Here is a 21,385-nt window from a genome sequence, read left to right as displayed (position 1 = left end):
TTCTATGCAAAATAAATACACAAGGCGGATCAAGGCCCTTGGCCTTTCCACTGCGTTATGCTGCTTAGCTTTACCAGGAACTGCACAGGGTCTGAGTAACTCAGAATTGCAGGTGGAACTGGCGGCTAACTATAGCAGAAATAAACCGAGCTACGTTAATAAATCACTGAACGAAGTTCTGACGGATCTACGCAGCAAGTTTGGTATCCAGTTTTCATTTAGCGCGGATGTGGCCGAAAGTATACAGTTGCGCGTGCCTGCCTCTTTGGAGGGAGAAAAGGATGCGGAAGCTCTTTTAAATAAAGTGCTGCTGCCAGCCGGGCTGAATTACAAGAAGGTGAATGAGGTATACATCATTCAGAAGGCTGTTGCCGCACCTGCTGCAAAAGGAGAGAGAAGCTTTGCCCCGGAGCGGCCGGCTTCCGAAAGCCGGCGTGTGCAGGCGGACGTGACCGTGACAGGCCAGGTGACAGATGAGACCGGTGTAGGTTTGCCAGGTGTAACGGTTGTGCTGCAAGGCACCTCCCGCGGTACATCCACAGACTATGAGGGTAACTATACCATTGCTGTGCCGTCCACCGATGCCACCCTCGTTTTCTCTTATATCGGCTACACAAACCAGGAAGTGCAGGTAGGCAACCAGACCACTATCAATGTGACGATGAGCGAGGACGCCGAGGCACTCGAAGAGGTAGTGATTGTGGGTTATGGTACTCAGCGGAAGAGTGACTTAACCGGTACTGTTACTGCAGTATCAGAGGAGGAATTCCAGCGAGGTAACATTCAGACGCCGGAGCAGCTAATAGCTGGTAAAGTGGCAGGTGTACAAATCACCTCTAGCAGCGGTGCACCAGGGGCAGGTAGCCAGATCAGGATTCGTGGTGGCTCTTCCCTTAGTGCCAGCAATGATCCGCTTGTTGTAATAGACGGTGTTCCGGTTGACAATCAAGGTATTTCCGGAACAGCCAATCCACTGTCTCTTATCAACCCGAATGATATTGAGTCCTTCAACATTTTGAGAGATGCCTCAGCAACTGCTATCTATGGCTCTCGTGCCTCCAACGGGGTAATCATTATCACGACCAAAAAAGGTGAAGCAGGACAAAAGCTGAGGGTTAATTTCAGCTCCCTTGCCTCCCTGTCTTACAACCCGAGAACAATTGATGTGTTGAGGGGTGATGAGTACCGGGCTGCTGTTAACCAATATGCGTCCCCCGGGAACAGAGAACTCTTAGGAGAAGCAAACACAGATTGGCAGGAGTTACTTTACCGGAATGCCTGGAGTTTTGATAACAACCTGAGCGTGAGCGGAACAATCAAATCGATTCCTTACCGCGTTTCCGTGGGGTATTTAGACCAGGACGGTGTGCTGCTCAACTCGAACATGAAGCGGGCTTCAGGCGCTGTAACGCTGAACCCGACTTTCCTGGACGATCACCTGAAAGTGAACCTGAATGTAAGGGGAGTGCAGTCAGAGCATCGTTTTGTTGATGAAGGTGCTGTTGGAACGGCCGTAAATTTTGATCCAACGCAACCCGTTTATGCTGATAATGAGTTCGGAGGATACTTTGAGTGGGTGGGTGACGATGGGATCATCAACTTACTGGCGCCCCGTAACCCACTGAGTACGCTAGAGCAGACGGATAATACAAGTAATGTAAGCAGAAGCATCGGTAATCTGCAACTCGACTACAAGTTCCATTTCTTACCTGCCCTGCGGGCCAACCTGAACCTGGGTTATGATGTATCGCAGGGGGAGGGCGAGATAATACTTCCTGCTACGCTTGCTTCTGTGTATCTACAGGGTGGTAGCCGTAGCCAGTATGAGCAGAACAAAACAAACAACCTGCTGGACTTTTACCTCAACTATACTGAGGAGTATGAAGCAATTCGCAGCCGCGTTGATTTAACAGCCGGTTACTCTTACCAGAAGTTTAATACGGAGGTACCTGCTTTCCCAACGCTGAACATGGAGGGTGACACCATCACGCAGGCGCCAAGACCAAACGAGTTTACAAACGTTCTGATCTCTTACTTCGGAAGGTTAAACTATACGTTTAGGGACAAATACCTGTTCACAGCCACCTTGCGCAGAGATGGTTCTTCCCGCTTTAGCCCGGATACGCGCTGGGGCATGTTCCCTGCATTGGCTTTGGCCTGGAGAATTGCTGATGAACCGTTTATGCAGGGCATTGAGGCTTTATCTGACCTGAAATTAAGGTTAGGGTATGGACTAACCGGCCAACAGGATATTGGTTCATACTACCCGTACCTGCCACGCTATGCCTACAGTAATGCGGAAGCCAGTTATCAGCTAGGTGATCAGTTTTACAGAACGTTACGTCCTGCAGGATATGATGAAAACATAAAGTGGGAGGAAACGGAAACCTACAACATTGGTCTTGATTTCGGGGTGCTGAACAACAAATTCTCAGGTACTGTAGACTTCTATTACAGGCGCACAAACGACCTGTTGGCTTTCGTTAACGTGCCGGCTGGGGCTAACCTGACAAATCAACTGTTTACGAACGTGGGTAGCCTTGAGAACAGGGGGGTGGAATTTGCCTTGAACTATGCGGCTATAAGCAATGAAAACCTGACCTGGGACTTAGGATTCAACGCTACCTATAACCAGAATGAGATCACGAGTCTAGGCCAGGCGGCGGATCCTTCTTTCCCGGGCTACTTAGTTGGTGGTATTGGCGGTGGTGTGGGTAACACTATCCAGATCAACTCTGTGGGGTATCCGCGAAACTCATTCTATGTGTACAAGCAGGTGTATACCGAAGATGGTGCTCCAATCGAGCGCTTATACGCTGACCTGACGGAGGATGGGTCTGTTACAGATGAGGATTTCTACCGTTACCAGAGCCCGGACCCGGATGTGTTCCTGGGCTTTACCTCTCAACTGAACTACAGGAACTGGAACTTTGGCTTTGTATTCCGTGGGAACATCGGCAATTATGTGTATAACAACATAGCCGCTAACGCCTTTTACAACAACCTCGACTGGCCAGGATACCTGCTTACCATACCAGCAAGTGTTAGGGAAACCAACTTTGTAAGTGAAGAGTCAGAACGTCTTTTCTCTGATTACTTTGTAGAGAATGCTTCTTTCCTGCGCCTTGATAATATTAACCTTGGCTATGATTTCGGACGGATCATGAACGACAAAGCATCGCTTCGTTTATCGGCCACCGGGCAGAACCTGCTTGTTATCACGAACTACTCTGGTTTAGACCCTGAAGTGGCGGGTGGTATCGACAACGCTTTCTATCCGAGGCCGCGCATTTTCTCATTGGGCCTGAACCTTAGTCTATAAATACTAAACAAGAAAAAGATGAAGATCAACAATATAAAGAATGTATTGCTAGCGGGAGCAGTTGCCTTTTCTGTCGCTGCCTGTCATGACGACCTAGACCAGGTGCCGCCTTATGATTTAACGTCGGCTACGGTGTATGAGGATTTTTCAAACTACAAGCAGGTGCTCGGTAAGTTATATGCAGGATATGCCGTAACAGGACAGCAGGGGCCAGCCGGTGATCCCGACATCAGTGGCGGTGACGAAGGCTTCTCCAGCTATTTGCGCCAGTACTGGCAGTTACAGGAACTGCCAACCGACGAGGCTGTCATTGGATGGGGAGATGCTGGTCTGCCTGATTTGATTGAGATGGACTGGACGCCAAATAACCAGTTTGTCCGGGCTATGTTCAGCCGCATCTACTATCAGGTGGCGCTCACGAATGAGTTTATCCGTGAAACAACAGACGAAAGGCTAAGCAGCCGTGGTATTAGCGGTGCCAACCTGGAACTTGCGCAGGAGTATCGCGCAGAAGCCCGCTTCCTGAGAGCCTTAAGCTATTGGCATGCACTCGATCTATACGGTGGAGGTGTGCCTTTTGTAACAGAGGAGGACCCGGTTGGTGCTTTCTTCCCTGAGCCCATCTCAGGAGAAGAGCTCTTTAACTACATTGAGTCTGAATTGCTGGCCATTGAAAATACTCTGGTACCGGCCCGGCAGAATGAGTACGCCAGAGCCGACCAGGCTGCTGCCTGGACACTGCTCACTAAGCTGTACATGAATGCGGAGGTTTATACAGGGCAGCCGAGGTACACTGATGCTGTTACTTATGCCCAACGAGTGATTGATGCAGGCTATACGCTGGAAGAAGAATACCTGCACCTGTTTCTGGCGGACAACCACACCTCCAACGAGATTATTTTTCCCATTGCTTTTGATGGCTTAAGAACTCAGACCTATGGCGGTATGACCTATCTGACACATGCTCCCCTTGGTCCGACAATAGATGATTTGAGGACCGAGTTTGGTGTAGATGGAGGATGGGCTGGTTTGCGAACTACTCCCGCCATTGTAAACCTCTTCCCGGATGTGACTGGCACTATAGATGAACGCGCTATCTTTCATATAGCGGGTCATACCCTTGAAATTGATGATATCAGCCAGTATACAGAAGGATACCCGATTACGAAGTACAGAAACGTTACTTCAACGGGCCAGCCTGGTTCTCATCCTACAGGAGCTTTTCCGGATACAGACTACCCTATGTTCCGACTGGCGGATGTATACCTGATGTATGCAGAAGCAGTGTTACGTGGCGGTGGTGGTGATGCAGGAGCTGCCCTGCAGTACGTGAACCAGTTGCGTCAGAGAGCTTATGATGGTGATGCCGGGAACATCAGCGCTAACCAACTGACACTTGAGTTTATCCTTGATGAGAGAGCCAGAGAGTTAAACTGGGAGGCACACCGCAGAACAGACCTCATCCGTTACGGCCTGCTTACCAGTGGAGAGTATCTGTGGGCATGGAAAGGCGGTGTACCAGGAGGAAGAGGTGTGCAAGAGTTCCGAAGATTTTACCCGCTGCCTTCTGTAGATGTTATTGCGAATCCTAACCTGGTGCAGAACCCGGATTATAGGTAGTTAAAACAGGTAAGCATCAGATAGGGCTGCTTACCTGTTTTGTTCACTCATTTTAAAATAATGTATATGAAGACTTATATAAACAAAGTATTTATACTCACCTTATGCTCATTAGCCTTTTGGTCTTGTGAGAAAGACGAAGACAGGGTAACGGTGCGTGCCGGCGAGACGCCTACAATTACGGCATCTACTACCTCGCTGGTTCTGGAGGAAGAACAGGCAGAAGAAGCAGCTGTTACTTTTTCTTGGGACCCATTGGAGTTGACATGGTCTAACCCGGAGTTAAGGAATAATGAAGCGGTAGATTATGTCCTGCAGTTCGATATGGAAGAGGGTAATTTTGAAAATCCTGAGGTTGTATCGCAGGGCAGCGAACTGGAGGCAACCTATACGCATGAAGAATTAAATGCCTTGCTCGGCCGTCTCGAATTAGAACCCGGCCAGCCTGGAAATATTGTGGTGCGCCTGCGAACTGTGTTAGGGGAGAACCTGCAGCCAGCCTATTCGAATACCATCACCATGACGGTGACGCCATGGCTCGAAAGACCTGATTTTGCCACTATTTACATGGTAGGTGATGCCACTGCGAACGACTGGGATGCCACAAGGGGAATGCCAATGTTCCGCACGCAGTCCGACCCATTCCTTTTTATTTACATAGGTTATCTGGATGCAGGTGCGTTAAAAATCTTGCAGAACCCGGGCGAATGGGCGCCGCAGTGGGGCAGCGATGGTGTTGAGGAGAATGGTATTTATGGCGTAGCCTTCCGTGCAACAGAGGACGACCCGGATCCGGCTTCTTTTGAAGTTCCAGCCGATGGCTATTACTCTGTAGTTTTAGATATTCGTAGAATGACTTTTGCAATAGAACCGTTTGATGCAACAGGAGATGAAACGTATGCATCCATTGGTATTATTGGTGCTTTCAATGAGTGGACAGATCCTGTGGTAGCCATGACGCAGTCGAGCTTTAATCCGCACCTGTGGGATCTGGAGTATACCTTTGACGAGGATACACAGCTGAAGTTCCGTATTGCGGAAAACTGGGATGTTAACTGGGGTTCAGGAGGAGATCCGGAAGAAATCTATGGCAGAGGAGCACAGGGCAGTGATAATATCTTATTAGATGCCGGCTCGTACCGCATACGCTTTAACGACCTGACGGGGGATTATTTATTTATCCCAATGTAAACAACGAACGCAGCACTGCCACTTGTTCTGTTATTAATCTTGGGGGGCATTGCCATAGAACCTAATAAAGCACCTGTGCAATTAAAAGCGCGGGTGCTTTTTTTATGCCTATTCCAAAGAGCAGAATCATCAAACAATTTGTCTTTTCACCAACTTTGCTTTTAGCTGGCAGCGCAGGTATAAAAGCCAGGCCGGAGATGCTGCATCTTCGGCTCGGGTTTGTTTTATTACGTATGCCTCCACATGTACCAGAAACAGAAGTATATCAACTGTCAATTATAAAGAAGACATGCTGAAATTAGGAATGATAGGCCTGGGCGATATTGCGCAGAAAGCGTACCTGCCGGTTTTATGTAGCAGGGCAGATGTGGAACTGCACCTGTATACACGTGATCAGGAAAAGCTTGCGCGCATCGGTCAGCAATACCGGTACAGGCACCTGCACCAAAGTTTTGAATCGCTGCTTAACAGTGGCATAAAAGGCGCATTTGTGCATGTGGCTACTGAGGCTCATTACGAGCTGGTGGAGCAACTCCTGCAACATGATATACATGTGTATGTTGATAAACCAATAACGGACAGCTATGACACTACAAAGATGCTGGTAGAGTTGGCAGAGAGCAAAGGTCTGACGTTAATGACTGGCTTTAACAGGAGGTATGCACCGGCGTACCAGAAGTTAAAAGAGGTACAGGAACCGAATATGGTTATCATGCAGAAGAACCGGTTGGCCTTACCCGCAGCTGTACGCACCTTTATTTTCGACGATTTTATTCACGTAGTTGATACGCTGCGGTACCTGTTCCCTTACCCGGTGGAGCAACTTATAGTAAGTGGCAGAATAGAGCAGGAACTGCTGCATCATGTAACGGTACAGTTTATCTCCACTGGTGGTGCCACCGCCATCGGCATTATGAACCGGGACAGCGGCACCAATGAAGAGAAGGTGGAAGTGATGAGCGCTTCTGAAAAAAGAGTAGCTTATAATGTCTCGGATGTAGTGGTACATCAGGGGAAAGATGTAACGAAATTAGGAAGTAATGACTGGGAGCCTACACTTCACAAACGCGGATTTGAAAATATTGTAAATGATTTTATACAGGCCGTGGCAACTGGCACTCCTCCAGGCATAACAGCAAATGATGCCCTGACTACGCATGAAATCTGTGAAAGAATAGTAGCGGAGCTGACAAAAAGCGAATGAACTTTATATGAGAGAAGGCGCTATAACTGTAGTTGATTTTCTTCCCTCAGCGAGGTAATGTAGTTTTTAAATGATTGCTTCATAGGTCACTCTCCGTTGTTTTCCGTTTTTTATTTCCTAAACTGAATACTTGTGCTTTTTCTCCGTATAGGGTTATATCTCAACCAGAATTAATGAATAGTAATATGCAGAACAAAGTTGAATTAACGTCTCTTGTCTCAGTACTCGCTCAAGTGAAGAAAGAAGGATATAAGCTTGATTTCAGAGTAACAGAAGACGGCATGCTGAGCACCATGGACAGCAAACAGCAGTTCAGGCCGGACGAGGTTCGGATTGTTAATTTCTACCGTTTTGAAGGAGAAAGCAACCCGGATGATATGTCTATCCTGTATGTGGTGGATACCACCTCCGGCGCCAAAGGTACCATCTCTGATGCTTATGGTCTTTATTCAGATGAATTAATTGAAAACTTCATGAAGCAGGTAGAGGATTTGGGGAAGAACCTGGACAAGAGAGTTTAACCCGGAAAAGCGAAGGGCTTAATGCTGCCTCACGTATTAGCTTCGTTCTAAAATCGCCTGTGCTTTAGAATTAACTTTTAGTTAGCAGCTACAAGCGCAGCACCAGTGCGGCGCTTGTAGCTGCCTTGTTTTCTGCATCTATAGGCGGAAGTACTGCTTTGCTTGTAGATCGTACAATTCATTCCGGGTAAACCTTTGTCAGCCTTTGACTCTGTTCTTATATTTTTCTCCTATAACAGCAGCAGCCCTGATTCGTAGAGTTAGGTAGGAATGTAAGGCATTGCTTAGCGCCTGATTGGTCGCGCCTCCCATTCTTATAGCATACCCTCACTTCACAGCTTGTGAGACGATAGTAAATCATAGTATAAATATGTCACATCATACCAGAATAGAACATTTAGGAAAACCACGTGTACTCATTATCGGGGGAGGCTTTGCAGGTATAGAACTGGCAAAGTCGCTTCGGGATGTTGATGTGCAGGTAGTTCTAGTAGACAGGCAGAATTACCATACCTTTCAGCCTCTGCTCTACCAGGTGGCAACGGCCGGTGTAGAGGCTGATTCCATCATTCACCCTTTCCGGAAAATCTTTAATGGCCAGGATAACTTCTATTTCCGGATGGCAGAGGTGGAGTTTATAGATACAGCCAACCGTGTAGTGGAAACTTCTATCGGATTAATAGAATACGATTATCTGGTGATGGCCACCGGCGCTACATCTAATTTCTTCGGCGACAGAGCCATGGAAGAAAAGGCCATCTCTATGAAGAGCTTGGATGATGCCTTAACGCTTCGGAATACCATTCTGAAGAACTTTGAACAGGCTTTACAGATAGAAGACGACGAGCAGTTGAACAGCCTGATGGACTATGTGATTGTGGGTGGCGGTGCTACAGGAGTGGAACTGGCAGGTGCCCTGAGTGAGCTACGCAAACATGTGCTGCCAAAGGACTACCGGGAGCTTAATTTCAAGGAGATGGACATCCACCTGATACAGAGCGGACCTGCTTTGCTAAAAGGAATGTCAGCTGAAGCATCAGAGAAAGCATTGAAGTTTCTGGAAGATTTTGGAGTAAATGTGTGGCTGAACCGGCGCGTGAAATCTTATGACGGATGCACAGTAACATTAGACACAGGAGAGACACTTATCACCCGGACGCTAATTTGGGCGGCAGGCGTATCAGGTGCACCTATAAAGGGTATTCAAAAGGAAAGCATTTTGAGAGGCGACCGGCTAAAGGTAGATATCTACAACCGCGTGTCTGGCTATGATAATATTTTCGCTATTGGCGACATCGCTGCCATGATTACGGAAGAATACCCGTTTGGGCACCCCATGCTGGCGCAGCCAGCCATACAGCAAGGCGAACAGTTAGGTAAAAATTTGTGCAACATATTTTCAGGTAAACCCTTAGAGGCTTTCACCTACGACGACAAAGGCTCTATGGCAACAGTCGGGCGTAACCGCGCCGTGGCTGACCTGAAGATCTTTAAAAAGGAATATAAAACACAAGGTTTTTTAGCCTGGCTCATCTGGATGTTTATCCACCTTATCTCCGTCGTTGGTTTCCGGAACCGTTTGGTTGTTACCGTTAATTGGCTCTGGAGCTATTTTACCTATGATACAGGTAACCGGTTAATAGTCGGAAACAAACAGGAGAACATTCCGGTGGAAGAAACCATTTCGCACAAAGCAGTGGTGTAGTATTGCATGTTCGTACCAGGGGCAGAGGCATTATCTGTAAATAACAAGCGCGGCCTGTTCAGTTTTCTGAACAGGCCGCGCTTGTGAAAAGCTAAGCTTTTTTAAATCGGATAGTCTCTGTACTCATCCTGGTAGCTGATCCACTGTAGGGTGGTGAGTTCTTCCAGAATCCACTGCCCACCGAAACGTCCTACCCCGGAATCCTTTTCTCCTCCAAATGGAGTGTTCATCTCGTCATTCACGGATTGGTCGTTGATGTGCACCATACCTGCTTCTATCTGTTTAGCAAGCCGTATTCCTTTCTGCAGGTCTCTGGTATGCAGTGCAGAACTCAGGCCGTACTGTGTGGCATTTGCCAGTCTTATGCCTTCCTTGTCGTCTTTGAAAGTAGTCAGGCCTACAACCGGACCAAAAATCTCTTCCTGAAACACCGGGTTATTTTCCGTTACCCCGGATAGCACCGTTGGCTGAATTACATTTCCTTCTGCTTCGCCGCCTGTTTCTATTTTCGCACCAGCCTTTACCGCCCTGTCTATTAGGTCTAGTACGCGCTTCACCGATTTGTTATCAATCAAAGGACCTATAACGGTTTCCTTGTCGGTTGGATCACCATAAGGCAATGCCTTCGCTCTTTCTACAAAACGCTGCCTGAACTCTTCATATATCTTCTCATGTAGAATTATCCGGTTCGTGGACATACATATCTGCCCCTGATGCATGTACCTGCCAAAAATAGCTGCATCTACGGCATTGCCAATATCAGCATCTTCCAAAACAACCAATGGGTTGTTCCCGCCTAGCTCCAGCGCAAGCTTCTTTAAGCCTTCTCCGCCTATACGGCCTATCCCTTTTCCCACCGGTGTTGACCCTGTAAAAGAAATGAGGCTGGATGCCGGATGCCCTGTAAAGTAGTCGCCGATGATACTGGACTTGCCCACCACTACACTCACAACTCCTTTAGGCACACCTGCTTCTTCAAACAACTTGCCTATCAATGTTCCTCCGGTTACCGGCGACTGAGAAGCAGGTTTCATGACGACTGTGTTCCCAACTGCTAGGGCAGGGGCGACCGTGCGCATTGAAAGGTATAGCGGAAAATTCCACGGACTAATCATGGCCACAACCCCCAGGGCTTTCCTGAAGACAAGGCTCTGCTTGCCTGGCGTCATAGAGGGGATGGTGTACCCGTGCATCCACATCGGGAAGGAGGCAGACTCAATCAGCATCTGGTACGTCTGCATGAATTCTACCTCTGCCTTTTGGTACGTGCCTCCCACTTCCTTTGTCAGCCAGTCCATTATCTCCTCTTTGCGCTCCTGTAAAAGCTCCGCAGCTTTCAGCAGTACCTTTTGCCTTTCTGTCGGGGGAGTAACGCTCCATGTTTTCGATGCTTCTTTAGCGGTATTGAAAGCGCGGTCTACATCATCTGTACTTGCTCCTTTAAATGTGTTGATCACAGACTCATCATATGGGTTCAGGTTCTCGACTGTGTGGCCCTCTGTTCCGTCAATCCATTCGCCATTGATAAACTGCTTGTTAAGTTCTTTATATGCTTCCATAGGTTTGTGTCGTCTTAATGTATGTTACTACATAAGTTTACAGCCAAAGCAGCCTGATTGTTTAAATTTTCCGCTACTGCTGTGGTACGACACGACTCAGGTCAGCTGATCTGTTGCCTGTTTGCGGTGCTGAATAATCCGGAAGCTTTCCACCATTTTAACCGCTTCGGATATGTTCTCGGCTAGAAGTGTGATAAAGGCGCCCTCCGGAGCATATTCCAGCGCGTAGGCAAGTGCGCGCGCTTCCTGACTTATTTCTTTGGGCTCCATCTCTGGTTTCACCGAAAAAATTCCCTCTTTCAGTAAGTTGTTTATCTCTTTACCATTGCGGCCCCGCAAGTCAGAGTCCTGCCGGATTATAATTTCGTCAAACACCGAAGCGGCAATTTTTCCAACATCCCGCGTATCTTCGTCGCGCCTGTCTCCGATACCTGCTATTATGCCAATCTTAGGGTATCCCTCCATCTGACTGATAAAGTCGCTGATAGCCTCCATGCCTGCAGCATTATGGGCATAGTCAATCAGCACATTACACTTTGGCAGGTGAAACAGGTTCATGCGGCCCGGTGTGGTTTCCGCTGATGGAATAAAGGTGCGCAGCGCCGTCTTTATCTCACCTACCTCGAGGTGGGCGATGTAACCTGTTAGCGTGGCAGCCAGCACATTCTGAATGTTGAACCTGGCCTTGCCCCCGAAAGTAAGCGGCACGTCCGCCACGCGGTCCACCCGAATCTTATAGGTGTTTTTAAAGATAGAGATATAGCCGTCTTCAAAAACGGCAGCCAGTCCTCCTTTCGATATATGCTCCTTGATGCGGAAGTTTTCTTCATCCATGCTGAAGTAAGCAACTTTGCATCGTAAGCCGATTGCCATGTTATAGACAAGATCGTCGTCGGCATTGAGGATGGCGTAGCCGTCCGGGCAAACAGTTTTAGGAATAACAGCTTTCACTTTAGCCATGTCCTCCACAGTGTTGATGTCTTTCAGGCCGAGGTGATCCGCTGATACATTCGTTACGATGCCGATGTCGCACTGCGTAAACGCAAGTCCTGAGCGCAGCAAGCCGCCACGGGCGCACTCCAGCACAGCATAATCCACAGTCGGGTCTTTCAGCACAAACTCACTGCTGAAGGAACCGGTGGTGTCGCCTTTCACTATTTTTCTGTCTTGTATGTAAATACCGTCTGTTGTAGTAAAGCCCACTTTTTTGCCTTTAAACTTCAGCATGTGTGCTATCAGGCGGGTGGTGGTGGTTTTACCATTCGTGCCTGTTACCGCTACAATCGGGATGCGGGATGGGCAGCCGTATGGGAACAGCATGTTGATGATAGGGTCAGCCACGTTACGTGGCAAGCCTTCGGTAGGGGAGATGTGCATGCGCAAACCCGGAGCAGCGTTTACTTCTATCACGGCGCCTCTTGTTTCAGGGAGTGGTATGGCAATATCTGAAGTCATTACATCAATACCGCAGATGTCTAACCCGATAATGCCGGCAATCCGCTCGGCCATCAGCACGTTGTAAGGGTGCACGATATCCGTTACGTCTGTGGCGGTACCGCCTGTACTCAGGTTAGCGGTGTTCTTGAGGTACAGTGTTTCTCCGGCTGATAGCACCGACTGTAACGTAAGCCCCTTTTCCCGCAGGATACCTCTTGTTATTTTATCTATCTTAATATGTGTCAGCGCTTTCTCATGGCCCACGCCACGGCGTGGATCTTTGTTAACGGCATTCACCAACTGCCTGATGGTAGACTGCCCGTCTCCGGTCACCATGGCTGGTGTGCGTCTGGCAGCAGCTATAAACTTGCCGTCAATTACCAGCATACGGTAATCGTCGCCCTGGATAAACTGCTCTACCATCACGGCGTTAGAGAAACGCTTCGCCTCAGCGAGCCCTTTCAGCGCGTCTTTCCAGGTCTGAAGGTTAATGCTGGCGCCTTTGCCCTGGTTGCCATCCAGTGGTTTCGTTACAATGGGGTAGCCAAGCTCTTCCACAGCTGCCTCCAGTTCAGCGGCATCATACACAATATGGCCCTGTGGCACCGGAATACCAGCGTCGTCTAAAATCAGTTTTGTGGTGTTTTTATCACCGGCACATTCCACTGCGAAGAAGGATGTCTTATTCGACATAGCGGCCTGAATACGCTGCTGATGTACTCCGTAGCCCAGGTGTATGTGGTCGCTTTTCCTATTCTGGATATAAGGAATGTTTCGTGAAACAGCCTCCAGTATGATGGCCTCTGTGCTGGGACCAAAGTATTCGTCTTCCCGTATCTGGTGTAGCTTGGCCACATCCTGAATCACGCTCACTCTTTCTCCGCTGGCGAGTGCTTCTGTGATGCGCACAGCCGCTTCGGCTGCATACTCTCCGGCCCGCTCCTGCTGATAAGAAAATACAACCCAGTCCATACCCGGCTCATTCGCTGCATACCGCCTGCCATACCCGCACTCCATACCAGCCATTGTCTGAAGTTCGAGTGCAATGTGCTGCACCACTTTGCTAAAGGTGGTGCCCTCGTGCACTAACCGGAAAAAGCCTCCCTCTGTGCCTACTGAGGAGCGGTGTTTGTACATGCCCGGGAAGAGCTTCTCAAGTTTTTGCGCCAGGTGCTGCACTTCATTTGTAAGGGTGTCCTGCAGGTCCTCCAGGTCCAGTTTCAGAACAATTATTTTCGGATGCTTGATGGACCAGTAGTTAGGACCACGCATAATTCTAAGCTCTGCTATTTTCATACATTAAGTTGGATGCGCTTCTTAAAAAGCAATATAAATGCGTAGTGATACTGCCATAAAAGAGTTGAAAGGATGGGATTAGTCTATTAAAACTACTTATACGTTTTGGGAGGCTGCATGGCAGTGTGTAGATGATGAAAAAGTATTTAATCACTTGAAATTTTGTAACGAGCAGGCATTGTGCCTCTTTTATGGAGGGAAGGAAGACGGGCATGTGTTCTGAGGCCAAGGGTAAATGAAGGACAACATTGCAGTATTAAAACAGAAAAACCGCTTTGTCTCAGAAGACAAAGCGGTTTTTCTGTTTTAATACAAATGGCGCAGTTTAAGGCGCACCGGAAAAGCTATCAGTCCAGATAAACCGGCACTAATACATTGCAACAGGGGTTAGCTGTTCAGTACCAGCTTGGAGAGCTCTTTGGAAGGCAACTCAGAGGCACCCATCAGGTAAATGTCAATGGCGCGTGCTGCTTCCCGTCCGTCAGAAATAGCCCACACCACGAGCGACTGCCCACGGAAGGAGTCTCCGGCAGCGAATATGCCCGGCACATTTGTCTGCCAGTCCTGCAGTTTAAAATTCCCTCGCTGGTCTGTCTCTATATCGAAACTGGCTTTGAAAGCATCGTGCATCGGGCGCTCATAACCAATGGCAATCAGGCCCAGGTCGCAAGGCAGTATTTTTTCGCTTTCAGCTTTCTCGGTATACTCACGGCCATTTTTCCATTCCAGTTCCACCACCTTCAGGCCTGTTACATGCCCGTTCTCGTCACCAATAAACTCTTTCGTAAGCCAGCCCCAGCTACGCTCTCCGCCTTCTTCATGTGAACTGGTGGAGGAGTAGGTCATCGGCGTCTCAGGCCAAGGGTTGTCTGGAGGGCGCACCGTGGAAGGCATCGTACGATACTGCAGCTGGCTAACAGACTTTGCGAATTGCCTGTTGGCCGTTCCTACGCAGTCAGATCCGGTGTCGCCACCGCCGACTACCAGCACATGTTTGTCGCGGGCATACAGGTCTTCTTCCGCAGGTATATCCTCCCCAGCCACTCTTCGGTTATGCAGCGTAAGGTAATCCATGGCAAAATGAATTCCTTTCAGGTGGTTACCAGGGATATCCAGTACTCTTGGCTTCGTAGAACCAATGGCAAGCAGCACGGCGTCATACTTCCGTTGTAGCTTTTTCAGGCTAATGTCTTTTCCGATTTCAACACCTAAGTGAAAACGGACACCTTCTTCCTCCATCACAGACAGGCGGCGGTCTATCGTCCACTTCTCCAGCTTGAAGTCAGGTATACCGTAACGCAGCAGCCCTCCGGCCTTATCGTCTTTGTCGTAAACATCCACTATGTGGCCAGCCTGGTTCAACTGGGCTGCGGCTGCCAGACCAGCAGGTCCGGAGCCGATAACAGCTACCTTTTTGCCTGTCCGGCGCACGGGAGGCTGCGCTTTTACAAGCCCCAGTTCAAACGACTTCTCCGCAATGGCTTTCTCGATGTGCTCAATGGCTACAGCTGGCTTGTTGATAGACAATACGCAACTGGACTCGCAGGGAGCAGGGCAGATGCGGCCCGTGAACTCCGGGAAGTTATTCGTGCTGTACAGTATCTGCGCGGCACGTTCCCACTCGCCATCGTACACGGCATCGTTGAAATCCGGTATCAGATTACCCAAAGGACAGCCGTTGTGGCAGAAAGGCACGCCGCAGTCCATGCAGCGGGCAGCCTGTATCTTTGTCTTTTCCTCCGGAAATTCAGTGTATATTTCGTTTGAGTCGTTTATTCTTTGTTTCGGATCGCGTGCTTTTGGCAGCTCCCGGTTATATTTCAAAAATCCATCTTCTTTTCCCATCAGGCTACTTCTTTAAGCATTTCACTTTCTTTTACTTTTAATGCCTTCTTCAGGTCGTGTGGCATCACCTTCTGGAAGAACTTCTGGTCGGCATGCCAGGCATTCAGCATTTGCTCTGCCAGCACACTGCCGGTATAGAACGCATGCTCCTTCAGCTTCTGCTCTATCCAGGCCAGGTCTTCTTCATTCGGTTGCTCCAGGTCCACCATGTCGAGGTTGCATTGATCTGCGAAAGCATTCGCAGGGTCATAGACGTAGGCCATACCGCCGCTCATACCAGCCGCAAAGTTTTTACCTACCGAACCAAGCACCAGCACCTTTCCGCCAGTCATGTATTCGCACCCGTGGTCGCCTATGCCTTCCACTACTGCCTCTGCACCGGAATTACGGACGCAGAAACGTTCTCCTGCCATACCGTTGATATAGGCAGTACCAGAGGTAGCACCATATAAGGCCACGTTACCGGTAATGATGTGCTCATGCGCCACATAAGTGGTGCCCTCAAACGGCTGCAGAATCAGCTTGCCACCCGACAAGCCCTTGCCAAGGTAATCGTTGGCTTCCCCAACAAGCCTGAAGGTAAGTCCAGGGGCAAGGAAACCTCCGAATGTCTGTCCGGCAGAGCCATGGAAGGTAGCCGTGAAGCTGTCTTCCGGTAACCCTGTTTTTCCGTGCTTCACGGAAACTTCGTAAGAGAGCATCGCGCCTACCGTACGGTCTACGTTGATGATGCGGTGTTCTACCTCCGTTTTTCCCTTCTTGTAGTCACGGATAAGCTTTCTGTCCAGTATCTGCTCAATATCATGCACCTGGTGAATCTGGTTGTAGATACCTACGTTGTTCGGCACTACCTCCTTGTGCAGGATAGGGGCGAAGTTCAGGTTCTTTAGCTTCCAGTGGTTCAGGTCGTTTCGTACTTTCAGCACCTGGCTTTGTCCCACCATCTCGTTAATAGTCCGGAAGCCCAGCGAGGCCATCACCTGCCTTAGCTCTTCTGCCATAAACTGGAACAGGTTTACTACATATTCCGGCTCACCAGTAAACAGCTGCCGCAGCTCCGGGTTTTGCGTAGCAATACCCACAGGGCAGGTGTTCATGTGGCACTTGCGCATCATAATACAGCCTTCTGCAATAAGCGCGGCGGTGGCCACACCGTATTCTTCTGCACCTAAGAGAGTTGCTACAGCAAGGTCATAGCCGGTCATCAGCTTACCGTCTGTTTGCAGCACCACACGGCTGCGCAGGTTGTTTTTTACCAGTGTCTGGTGCGCTTCTGCCAAACCGATTTCCCATGGCAAACCAGCGTGTCGGATAGAGCTCAGCGGGCTTGCACCAGTACCTCCATCGGCACCGGAAATCATTATGGCATCCGCTTTTGCCTTGGCCACACCTGCTGCAATAGTACCCACACCAGCCTCTGCTACCAGCTTCACATTGATTCTGGCGTTCGGGTTAGCGTTTTTCAGGTCATAAATCAGCTGCTTCAGATCCTCTATCGAGTAGATGTCGTGGTGTGGCGGTGGCGAAATAAGGCCCACGCCCGGTGTAGAATGACGCACCCGTGCAATCCAGCCGTCAACTTTATGACCAGGTAGCTGCCCGCCTTCTCCTGGCTTGGCACCCTGTGCTATCTTTATCTGTATTTCATCAGCGTTTGCCAGATAATGGCTTGTCACCCCGAAACGGCCGGAGGCTACTTGCTTGATCGCAGAGCGTTCAGAGTCGCCGTTAGGCTTTACAACATAACGCGCCTCGTCTTCGCCACCTTCGCCGCTGTTGCTCTTGCCGCCGATGCGGTTCATGGCAATGGCCAGTGTGCTGTGTGCCTCATGCGAGAGGGAACCAAAAGACATTGCCCCGGTGGCAAAGCGCTTGAGTATAGTTTCTGCTGGTTCTACTTCTTCAATTGGCACCGACTGGCGCTTACGGAATTCGAACAGGTTACGCAGCGTGATGGTTGACTCCTGGTGCTTGCGCACATGCTGGGAGTACTCCTGATATAGTTTAAAGTCATTCAGCCGCGTAGACTTCTGCAGCAGGTGAATGATCTCCGGACGCAGCAGGTGTTCTTCGCCTCTTCTTCTCCACTGGAAGAAGCCACCTGTTTCCAGCAGGCTGTTTTCCTCCAGATAAGCAGACTGGTGCTTGATAAGCGCCTCTTTCTCCAGATCCTCGAAGTTCAATCCTTCCAGGCGGCTGGTTGTGCCTTTGAAGCATTTCTGTATTACTTCCTGCCCAAAGCCCAGGCACTCAAAAATCTGGGCGCTCTGGTACGACTGCAGCGTACTGATACCCATCTTGGAGAGAATCTTCAGCAGTCCGTTTCCGACAGCATATATAAAGTTATCAGCGTAGGCTGCAAAAGGCACAGAAGTATCGAGCTTTTGCTGCTGTAGCAGGCTCTGAATCGTGTCATACACCATATACGGATACACGCAGCTGGCACCATACCCTATGATAGTAGCGAAATGGTGTGTTTCCCATGCATCTCCGGCTTCAACCACCAATCCTGTTTTCGTCCGTATGCGCTTGTGCACTAGGTGATGGTGAATGGCACCTACAGCTAAAAGCGAAGGTATAGCGGCACAGGTTGGACCAATGGCACGGTTAGAGATAATCAGTATCTTCTTTCCGTCGCGTACCGCTGCTTCCGCCTCTTCACATATAGTGTCAAGTGCATTTTGCAGCGCCCCTTTTTCTGTGGTAGGGAAAGTGGCGTTTATATATGCGTGCTCAAAGCCCTCTGAGCCAAGGTTGATGATCTTGTTAAAATCCCCGTGGCTGAGCACCGGGTGCGAAATATGTATCTGGCGTGTGTGAGCAGGAGTTTCATCCAGCACATTAAGCGACTCTCCTAAACGAGTGAAAAGCGACATCACCAGGCGTTCGCGGATAGGGTCGATGGGTGGATTACTCACCTGTGCAAAATGCTGCTTAAAGTAGTTGGACACGTGCTGGCTTTGCAGCGACAGTACTGCCAGCGGCGCATCAGAACCCATGCTGCCCAAAGGCTCTTTGCCTGTGGTCGCCATTGGTTTGATGATCAGCTTTAGGTCCTCGGCGGTATAGCCGTATGCCTTTTGCTTCTGCAGCAGTTCGTCCGGCAATACCTCATTCAGACAGAAGTTAGGCTCCGGCTGCTGGTGCAGCTTAATACGGTTTTGCTGAATCCATTCGAAGTAAGGCTTTTCGTCGCAAACGATGCGCTTTATCTCCTCGTCCTCATAAATCTTGTTCTCCTCCAGGTTAGCCAACAGCATTTTGCCCGGTTGCAGTCTTCCCCGTCGCACCACATCTTTGGGGTTTACAGGGAGCGCACCTGCCTCTGATGCCATGATCAGGCGGCCTTGCTTTGTCACGCAGAAACGCACAGGGCGCAGACCATTGCGATCCAGTGTGGCGCCGATTTGCTTACCGTCGGTAAAGAACAGGGCGGCAGGGCCATCCCAGGGCTCCATCAGGGAAGCATGGTATTTATAGAAAGCTTTTCTGTACGGGTCCATGAAAGGATTGTCCTGCCAGGCTTCCGGCACCAGCATCATCATCACGTGGGGGAGGGGCCTTCCGGCTAATGTCAGCAGTTCCACCATCGCATCCAGGTTAGCAGAGTCAGAGTTCTCCGGGTTCGTGATAGGCAACAGCCACTTCATCTCCTCTTCTGTGAACAGGGGAGAGTACATCAAAGCCTCCTTCGACTTCATCTTGGTTACGTTTCCCTTAATTGTGTTGATCTCGCCGTTGTGTGCGATAAAACGGAATGGCTGTGCCAGTTTCCAGTTAGGGAAGGTGTTGGTGGAGAAACGGGAGTGCACTACCGCCAGAGCAGATTTGAAGTCAGGATGGCGGAGGTCGTGGTAATACTTCTCTACTTGGTCGGTCTTGAGCTGCCCTTTATATATAATAGTGCGGGAGGAGAGACTGGCAATAAAGAAGGTGCCGTTCTCGCCGCTTACTGTTTTCTTGATTTCGTGTGTTATCAGGCTGCGTAGCACAAAGAGTTTACGCTCCAGCTCATCCTCCTTTATATTCGGATCAACTGGTTGAACGAATACCTGCTCTATATAAGGCTCTACCGCTTTGGACTCATGCCCAGGTACGCGTCCGTTTACAGGTACTAAACGGTAGCCTAGCAGATCAAAGCCCATCTTGCGGATGCACTGGTTCATGGTCTGGCGGCATTTATCCCTTACCTCGTACACCGACGGAAAGAAAATCATCCCCACACCATAGAAGCCAGGCTGAGGAAGTTGAATAGCAAACTCGTCCAGCTGTTTTTTGAAAAACTCGTGCGGTAACTGTACCAGAATCCCGGCACCGTCACCTGTCTCAGAATCACTTCCGGTAGCACCACGGTGCTCCATATTGGTTAGCATGGTCAGGGCATCTTTCACGATGCTGTGCGCTTTCTTACCGTTCAGGTTTACGACACATCCCACTCCGCAGGCATCATGCTCAAACTCGGATCTGTACAATCCTGGATTTATTGTATTATCTTGATTCATCTAACATTAACTGAGGTAAACATTTACTTATTTGTGTAAACGAATGCATAATTTACTACAGGAATCGCCAAAAAACAAATTATTCCTTGTAGATATCGTATTAGAACTACGTTTTTAGATGAAAAATCAGCAAAAAACATGTGCTTTATATAAATAAGTGTAAAAATGCAGGTGCCTATCAGGACAAACTATTGCCAGGTTCGCAAAGTTTAAAATTTTGAGTTTTTGTTAGAAAATGTAAATTACTCAACCTCATGAGGTACGCTTCAAAGACATAAAGTGTAAGTCCTGCTTAGCTGTTGTTCAAACATCCTTACAGCTGAACCTATAACTACTCTTCCCCGAAATAAGTGCCCAATATCTAACTATAGTCACAATAGCTGTAAGAAGATCTGAGAGGTAATGTAAAAAGTGATATGTTTATCTTTCCTGTTGTATTTTGACAAATTGTTAAGTATTATTGAAAAGTAATAGCCAAATGGCAACACTTTACCTTTTCTGATGGAAGCACTCTTGCCCATATTATTTGCAGCGCTGGTGGGCATGGGGCATGCCTTTGAGGCAGATCACCTGATTGCTGTTGGTAATATCATCACGAAGCGCGATAGCCTGGTACTGGCGGTGAAGGATGGGGTCTACTGGGGCCTTGGCCATACAACCACACTTGTTATAGTAGGTTCGGTAATTCTTTTGAGTCGTGCTACTTTTCTGAGCTCAGGTTATTTTGAAGCCTTTGTTGGGCTGATGTTAATCATAATGGGCATCAGCAGGCTAGCGAACAGGCGCAATTTTGCCGGATCAGGCGTTGCCCGCTACCAGCACAGTGTGGCGTATACTGTTGGCCTGTTGCATGGCCTGGCTGGTAGCGGCGCTTTGGTACTGCTGGTGATGAGTGAAATCAGTGACATCGTGTTAGGAATAACCTACCTACTTGTCTTTGGCGTGGGTTCTATCGTCGGAATGTTCATTGCGGCGGGTCTGTTTAGCATTCCGTTTACCCAACGCATGAAAATTAACAGAACCTTCCGGTCTGGTATCGTTATAGTGTCGTCGCTGATCTGTATTTTCTATGGCAGTTGGATGATGTACCAGAACCTAGATTTTTAGCCATATTAGCCATACATAGTGATATTAGAATCAAGCCAGTAAAACCGGTATGTCAACATTGATTATCTGTTCATGC

Annotated in this window: 11 protein-coding genes; 7 read left to right on the top strand and 4 right to left on the bottom strand. The window is 48.9% G+C overall.

Annotated features, from left to right (window positions below; all coding sequences use genetic code 11):
• Positions 1–4: 4 nt before the first annotated feature.
• The 6 genes from DXT99_RS03230 (at position 5) to DXT99_RS03205 (ending at position 9,563) form a co-directional block, all read left to right on the top strand.
• Positions 5–3,322, top strand: a complete 3,318-nt coding sequence (locus DXT99_RS03230) for a SusC/RagA family TonB-linked outer membrane protein (protein WP_115564080.1) — start codon at positions 5–7, stop codon at positions 3,320–3,322.
• An 18-nt stretch (positions 3,323–3,340) separates the two neighbouring features.
• Positions 3,341–4,942, top strand: coding sequence for a RagB/SusD family nutrient uptake outer membrane protein (locus DXT99_RS03225; RefSeq protein ID WP_115564079.1), 1,602 nt, complete (start codon positions 3,341–3,343; stop codon positions 4,940–4,942).
• A gap of 66 nt (positions 4,943–5,008) precedes the next feature.
• Positions 5,009–6,133 (top strand): SusE domain-containing protein, encoded by a 1,125-nt coding sequence (locus tag DXT99_RS03220; RefSeq protein WP_181885016.1) that lies wholly within the window; start codon positions 5,009–5,011, stop codon positions 6,131–6,133.
• Positions 6,134–6,422: 289 nt separating this feature from the next.
• The gene (locus DXT99_RS03215) at positions 6,423–7,337 is read left to right on the top strand and encodes a Gfo/Idh/MocA family protein (RefSeq protein WP_181885015.1); all 915 of its coding nucleotides are present in this window, start codon (positions 6,423–6,425) and stop codon (positions 7,335–7,337) included.
• A 185-nt stretch (positions 7,338–7,522) separates the two neighbouring features.
• Positions 7,523–7,858 (top strand): hypothetical protein, encoded by a 336-nt coding sequence (locus tag DXT99_RS03210; protein ID WP_115564077.1) that lies wholly within the window; start codon positions 7,523–7,525, stop codon positions 7,856–7,858.
• A 370-nt stretch (positions 7,859–8,228) separates the two neighbouring features.
• Complete coding sequence (locus DXT99_RS03205; protein ID WP_115564076.1) at positions 8,229–9,563, top strand: NAD(P)/FAD-dependent oxidoreductase; 1,335 nt, start codon at positions 8,229–8,231, stop codon at positions 9,561–9,563.
• A gap of 101 nt (positions 9,564–9,664) precedes the next feature.
• On the opposite strand, the gene DXT99_RS03200 is transcribed toward DXT99_RS03205, so the two are convergent.
• The 4 genes from DXT99_RS03200 to gltB all read right to left on the bottom strand — a co-directional run bounded on the left by DXT99_RS03200 (position 9,665) and on the right by gltB (position 20,202).
• On the bottom strand, positions 9,665–11,122 hold the full coding sequence (locus DXT99_RS03200; protein WP_115564075.1) for an aldehyde dehydrogenase family protein: 1,458 nt from the start codon (positions 11,120–11,122) through the stop codon (positions 9,665–9,667).
• Between the two features lie 96 nt (positions 11,123–11,218).
• Entirely contained in the window at positions 11,219–13,855 is a 2,637-nt protein-coding gene (gene cphA, locus DXT99_RS03195; protein WP_115564074.1) for a cyanophycin synthetase, read from the bottom strand.
• A gap of 387 nt (positions 13,856–14,242) precedes the next feature.
• Positions 14,243–15,700, bottom strand: coding sequence for a glutamate synthase subunit beta (locus DXT99_RS03190; RefSeq protein ID WP_115564073.1), 1,458 nt, complete (start codon positions 15,698–15,700; stop codon positions 14,243–14,245).
• Positions 15,700–20,202, bottom strand: a complete 4,503-nt coding sequence (gene gltB, locus DXT99_RS03185; RefSeq protein ID WP_115564072.1) for a glutamate synthase large subunit — start codon at positions 20,200–20,202, stop codon at positions 15,700–15,702. The genes DXT99_RS03190 and gltB overlap by 1 nt, the downstream gene beginning before the upstream one ends.
• 501 nt (positions 20,203–20,703) lie before the next feature.
• Between gltB and DXT99_RS03180 the strand changes: the two genes are divergently transcribed.
• The gene (locus DXT99_RS03180; RefSeq protein WP_115564071.1) at positions 20,704–21,309 is read left to right on the top strand and encodes an urease accessory protein; all 606 of its coding nucleotides are present in this window, start codon (positions 20,704–20,706) and stop codon (positions 21,307–21,309) included.
• The last annotated feature ends 76 nt before the right edge of the window (positions 21,310–21,385 follow it).

The organism is Pontibacter diazotrophicus (genome assembly GCF_003367245.1).
Classification (GTDB): domain Bacteria; phylum Bacteroidota; class Bacteroidia; order Cytophagales; family Hymenobacteraceae; genus Pontibacter; species Pontibacter diazotrophicus.
The sequence above is the reverse complement of the archived record's forward strand: the minus strand, read 5'-3'. Positions and strand labels throughout refer to the sequence as shown.

Excerpts from the sequence above, each read along its gene's own strand:
- DXT99_RS03230 (WP_115564080.1), top strand. The coding sequence starts at position 5 with ATGCAAAATAAATACACAAGGCGGATCAAGGCCCTTGGCCTTTCCACT.
- DXT99_RS03225 (WP_115564079.1), top strand. The coding sequence starts at position 3,341 with ATGAAGATCAACAATATAAAGAATGTATTGCTAGCGGGAGCAGTTGCC.
- DXT99_RS03220 (WP_181885016.1), top strand. The coding sequence starts at position 5,009 with ATGAAGACTTATATAAACAAAGTATTTATACTCACCTTATGCTCATTA.
- DXT99_RS03215 (WP_181885015.1), top strand. The coding sequence starts at position 6,423 with ATGCTGAAATTAGGAATGATAGGCCTGGGCGATATTGCGCAGAAAGCG.
- DXT99_RS03210 (WP_115564077.1), top strand. The coding sequence starts at position 7,523 with ATGCAGAACAAAGTTGAATTAACGTCTCTTGTCTCAGTACTCGCTCAA.
- DXT99_RS03205 (WP_115564076.1), top strand. The coding sequence starts at position 8,229 with ATGTCACATCATACCAGAATAGAACATTTAGGAAAACCACGTGTACTC.
- DXT99_RS03200 (WP_115564075.1), bottom strand. The coding sequence starts at position 11,122 with ATGGAAGCATATAAAGAACTTAACAAGCAGTTTATCAATGGCGAATGG.
- cphA (WP_115564074.1), bottom strand. The coding sequence starts at position 13,855 with ATGAAAATAGCAGAGCTTAGAATTATGCGTGGTCCTAACTACTGGTCC.
- DXT99_RS03190 (WP_115564073.1), bottom strand. The coding sequence starts at position 15,700 with ATGGGAAAAGAAGATGGATTTTTGAAATATAACCGGGAGCTGCCAAAA.
- gltB (WP_115564072.1), bottom strand. The coding sequence starts at position 20,202 with ATGAATCAAGATAATACAATAAATCCAGGATTGTACAGATCCGAGTTT.
- DXT99_RS03180 (WP_115564071.1), top strand. The coding sequence starts at position 20,704 with ATGGAAGCACTCTTGCCCATATTATTTGCAGCGCTGGTGGGCATGGGG.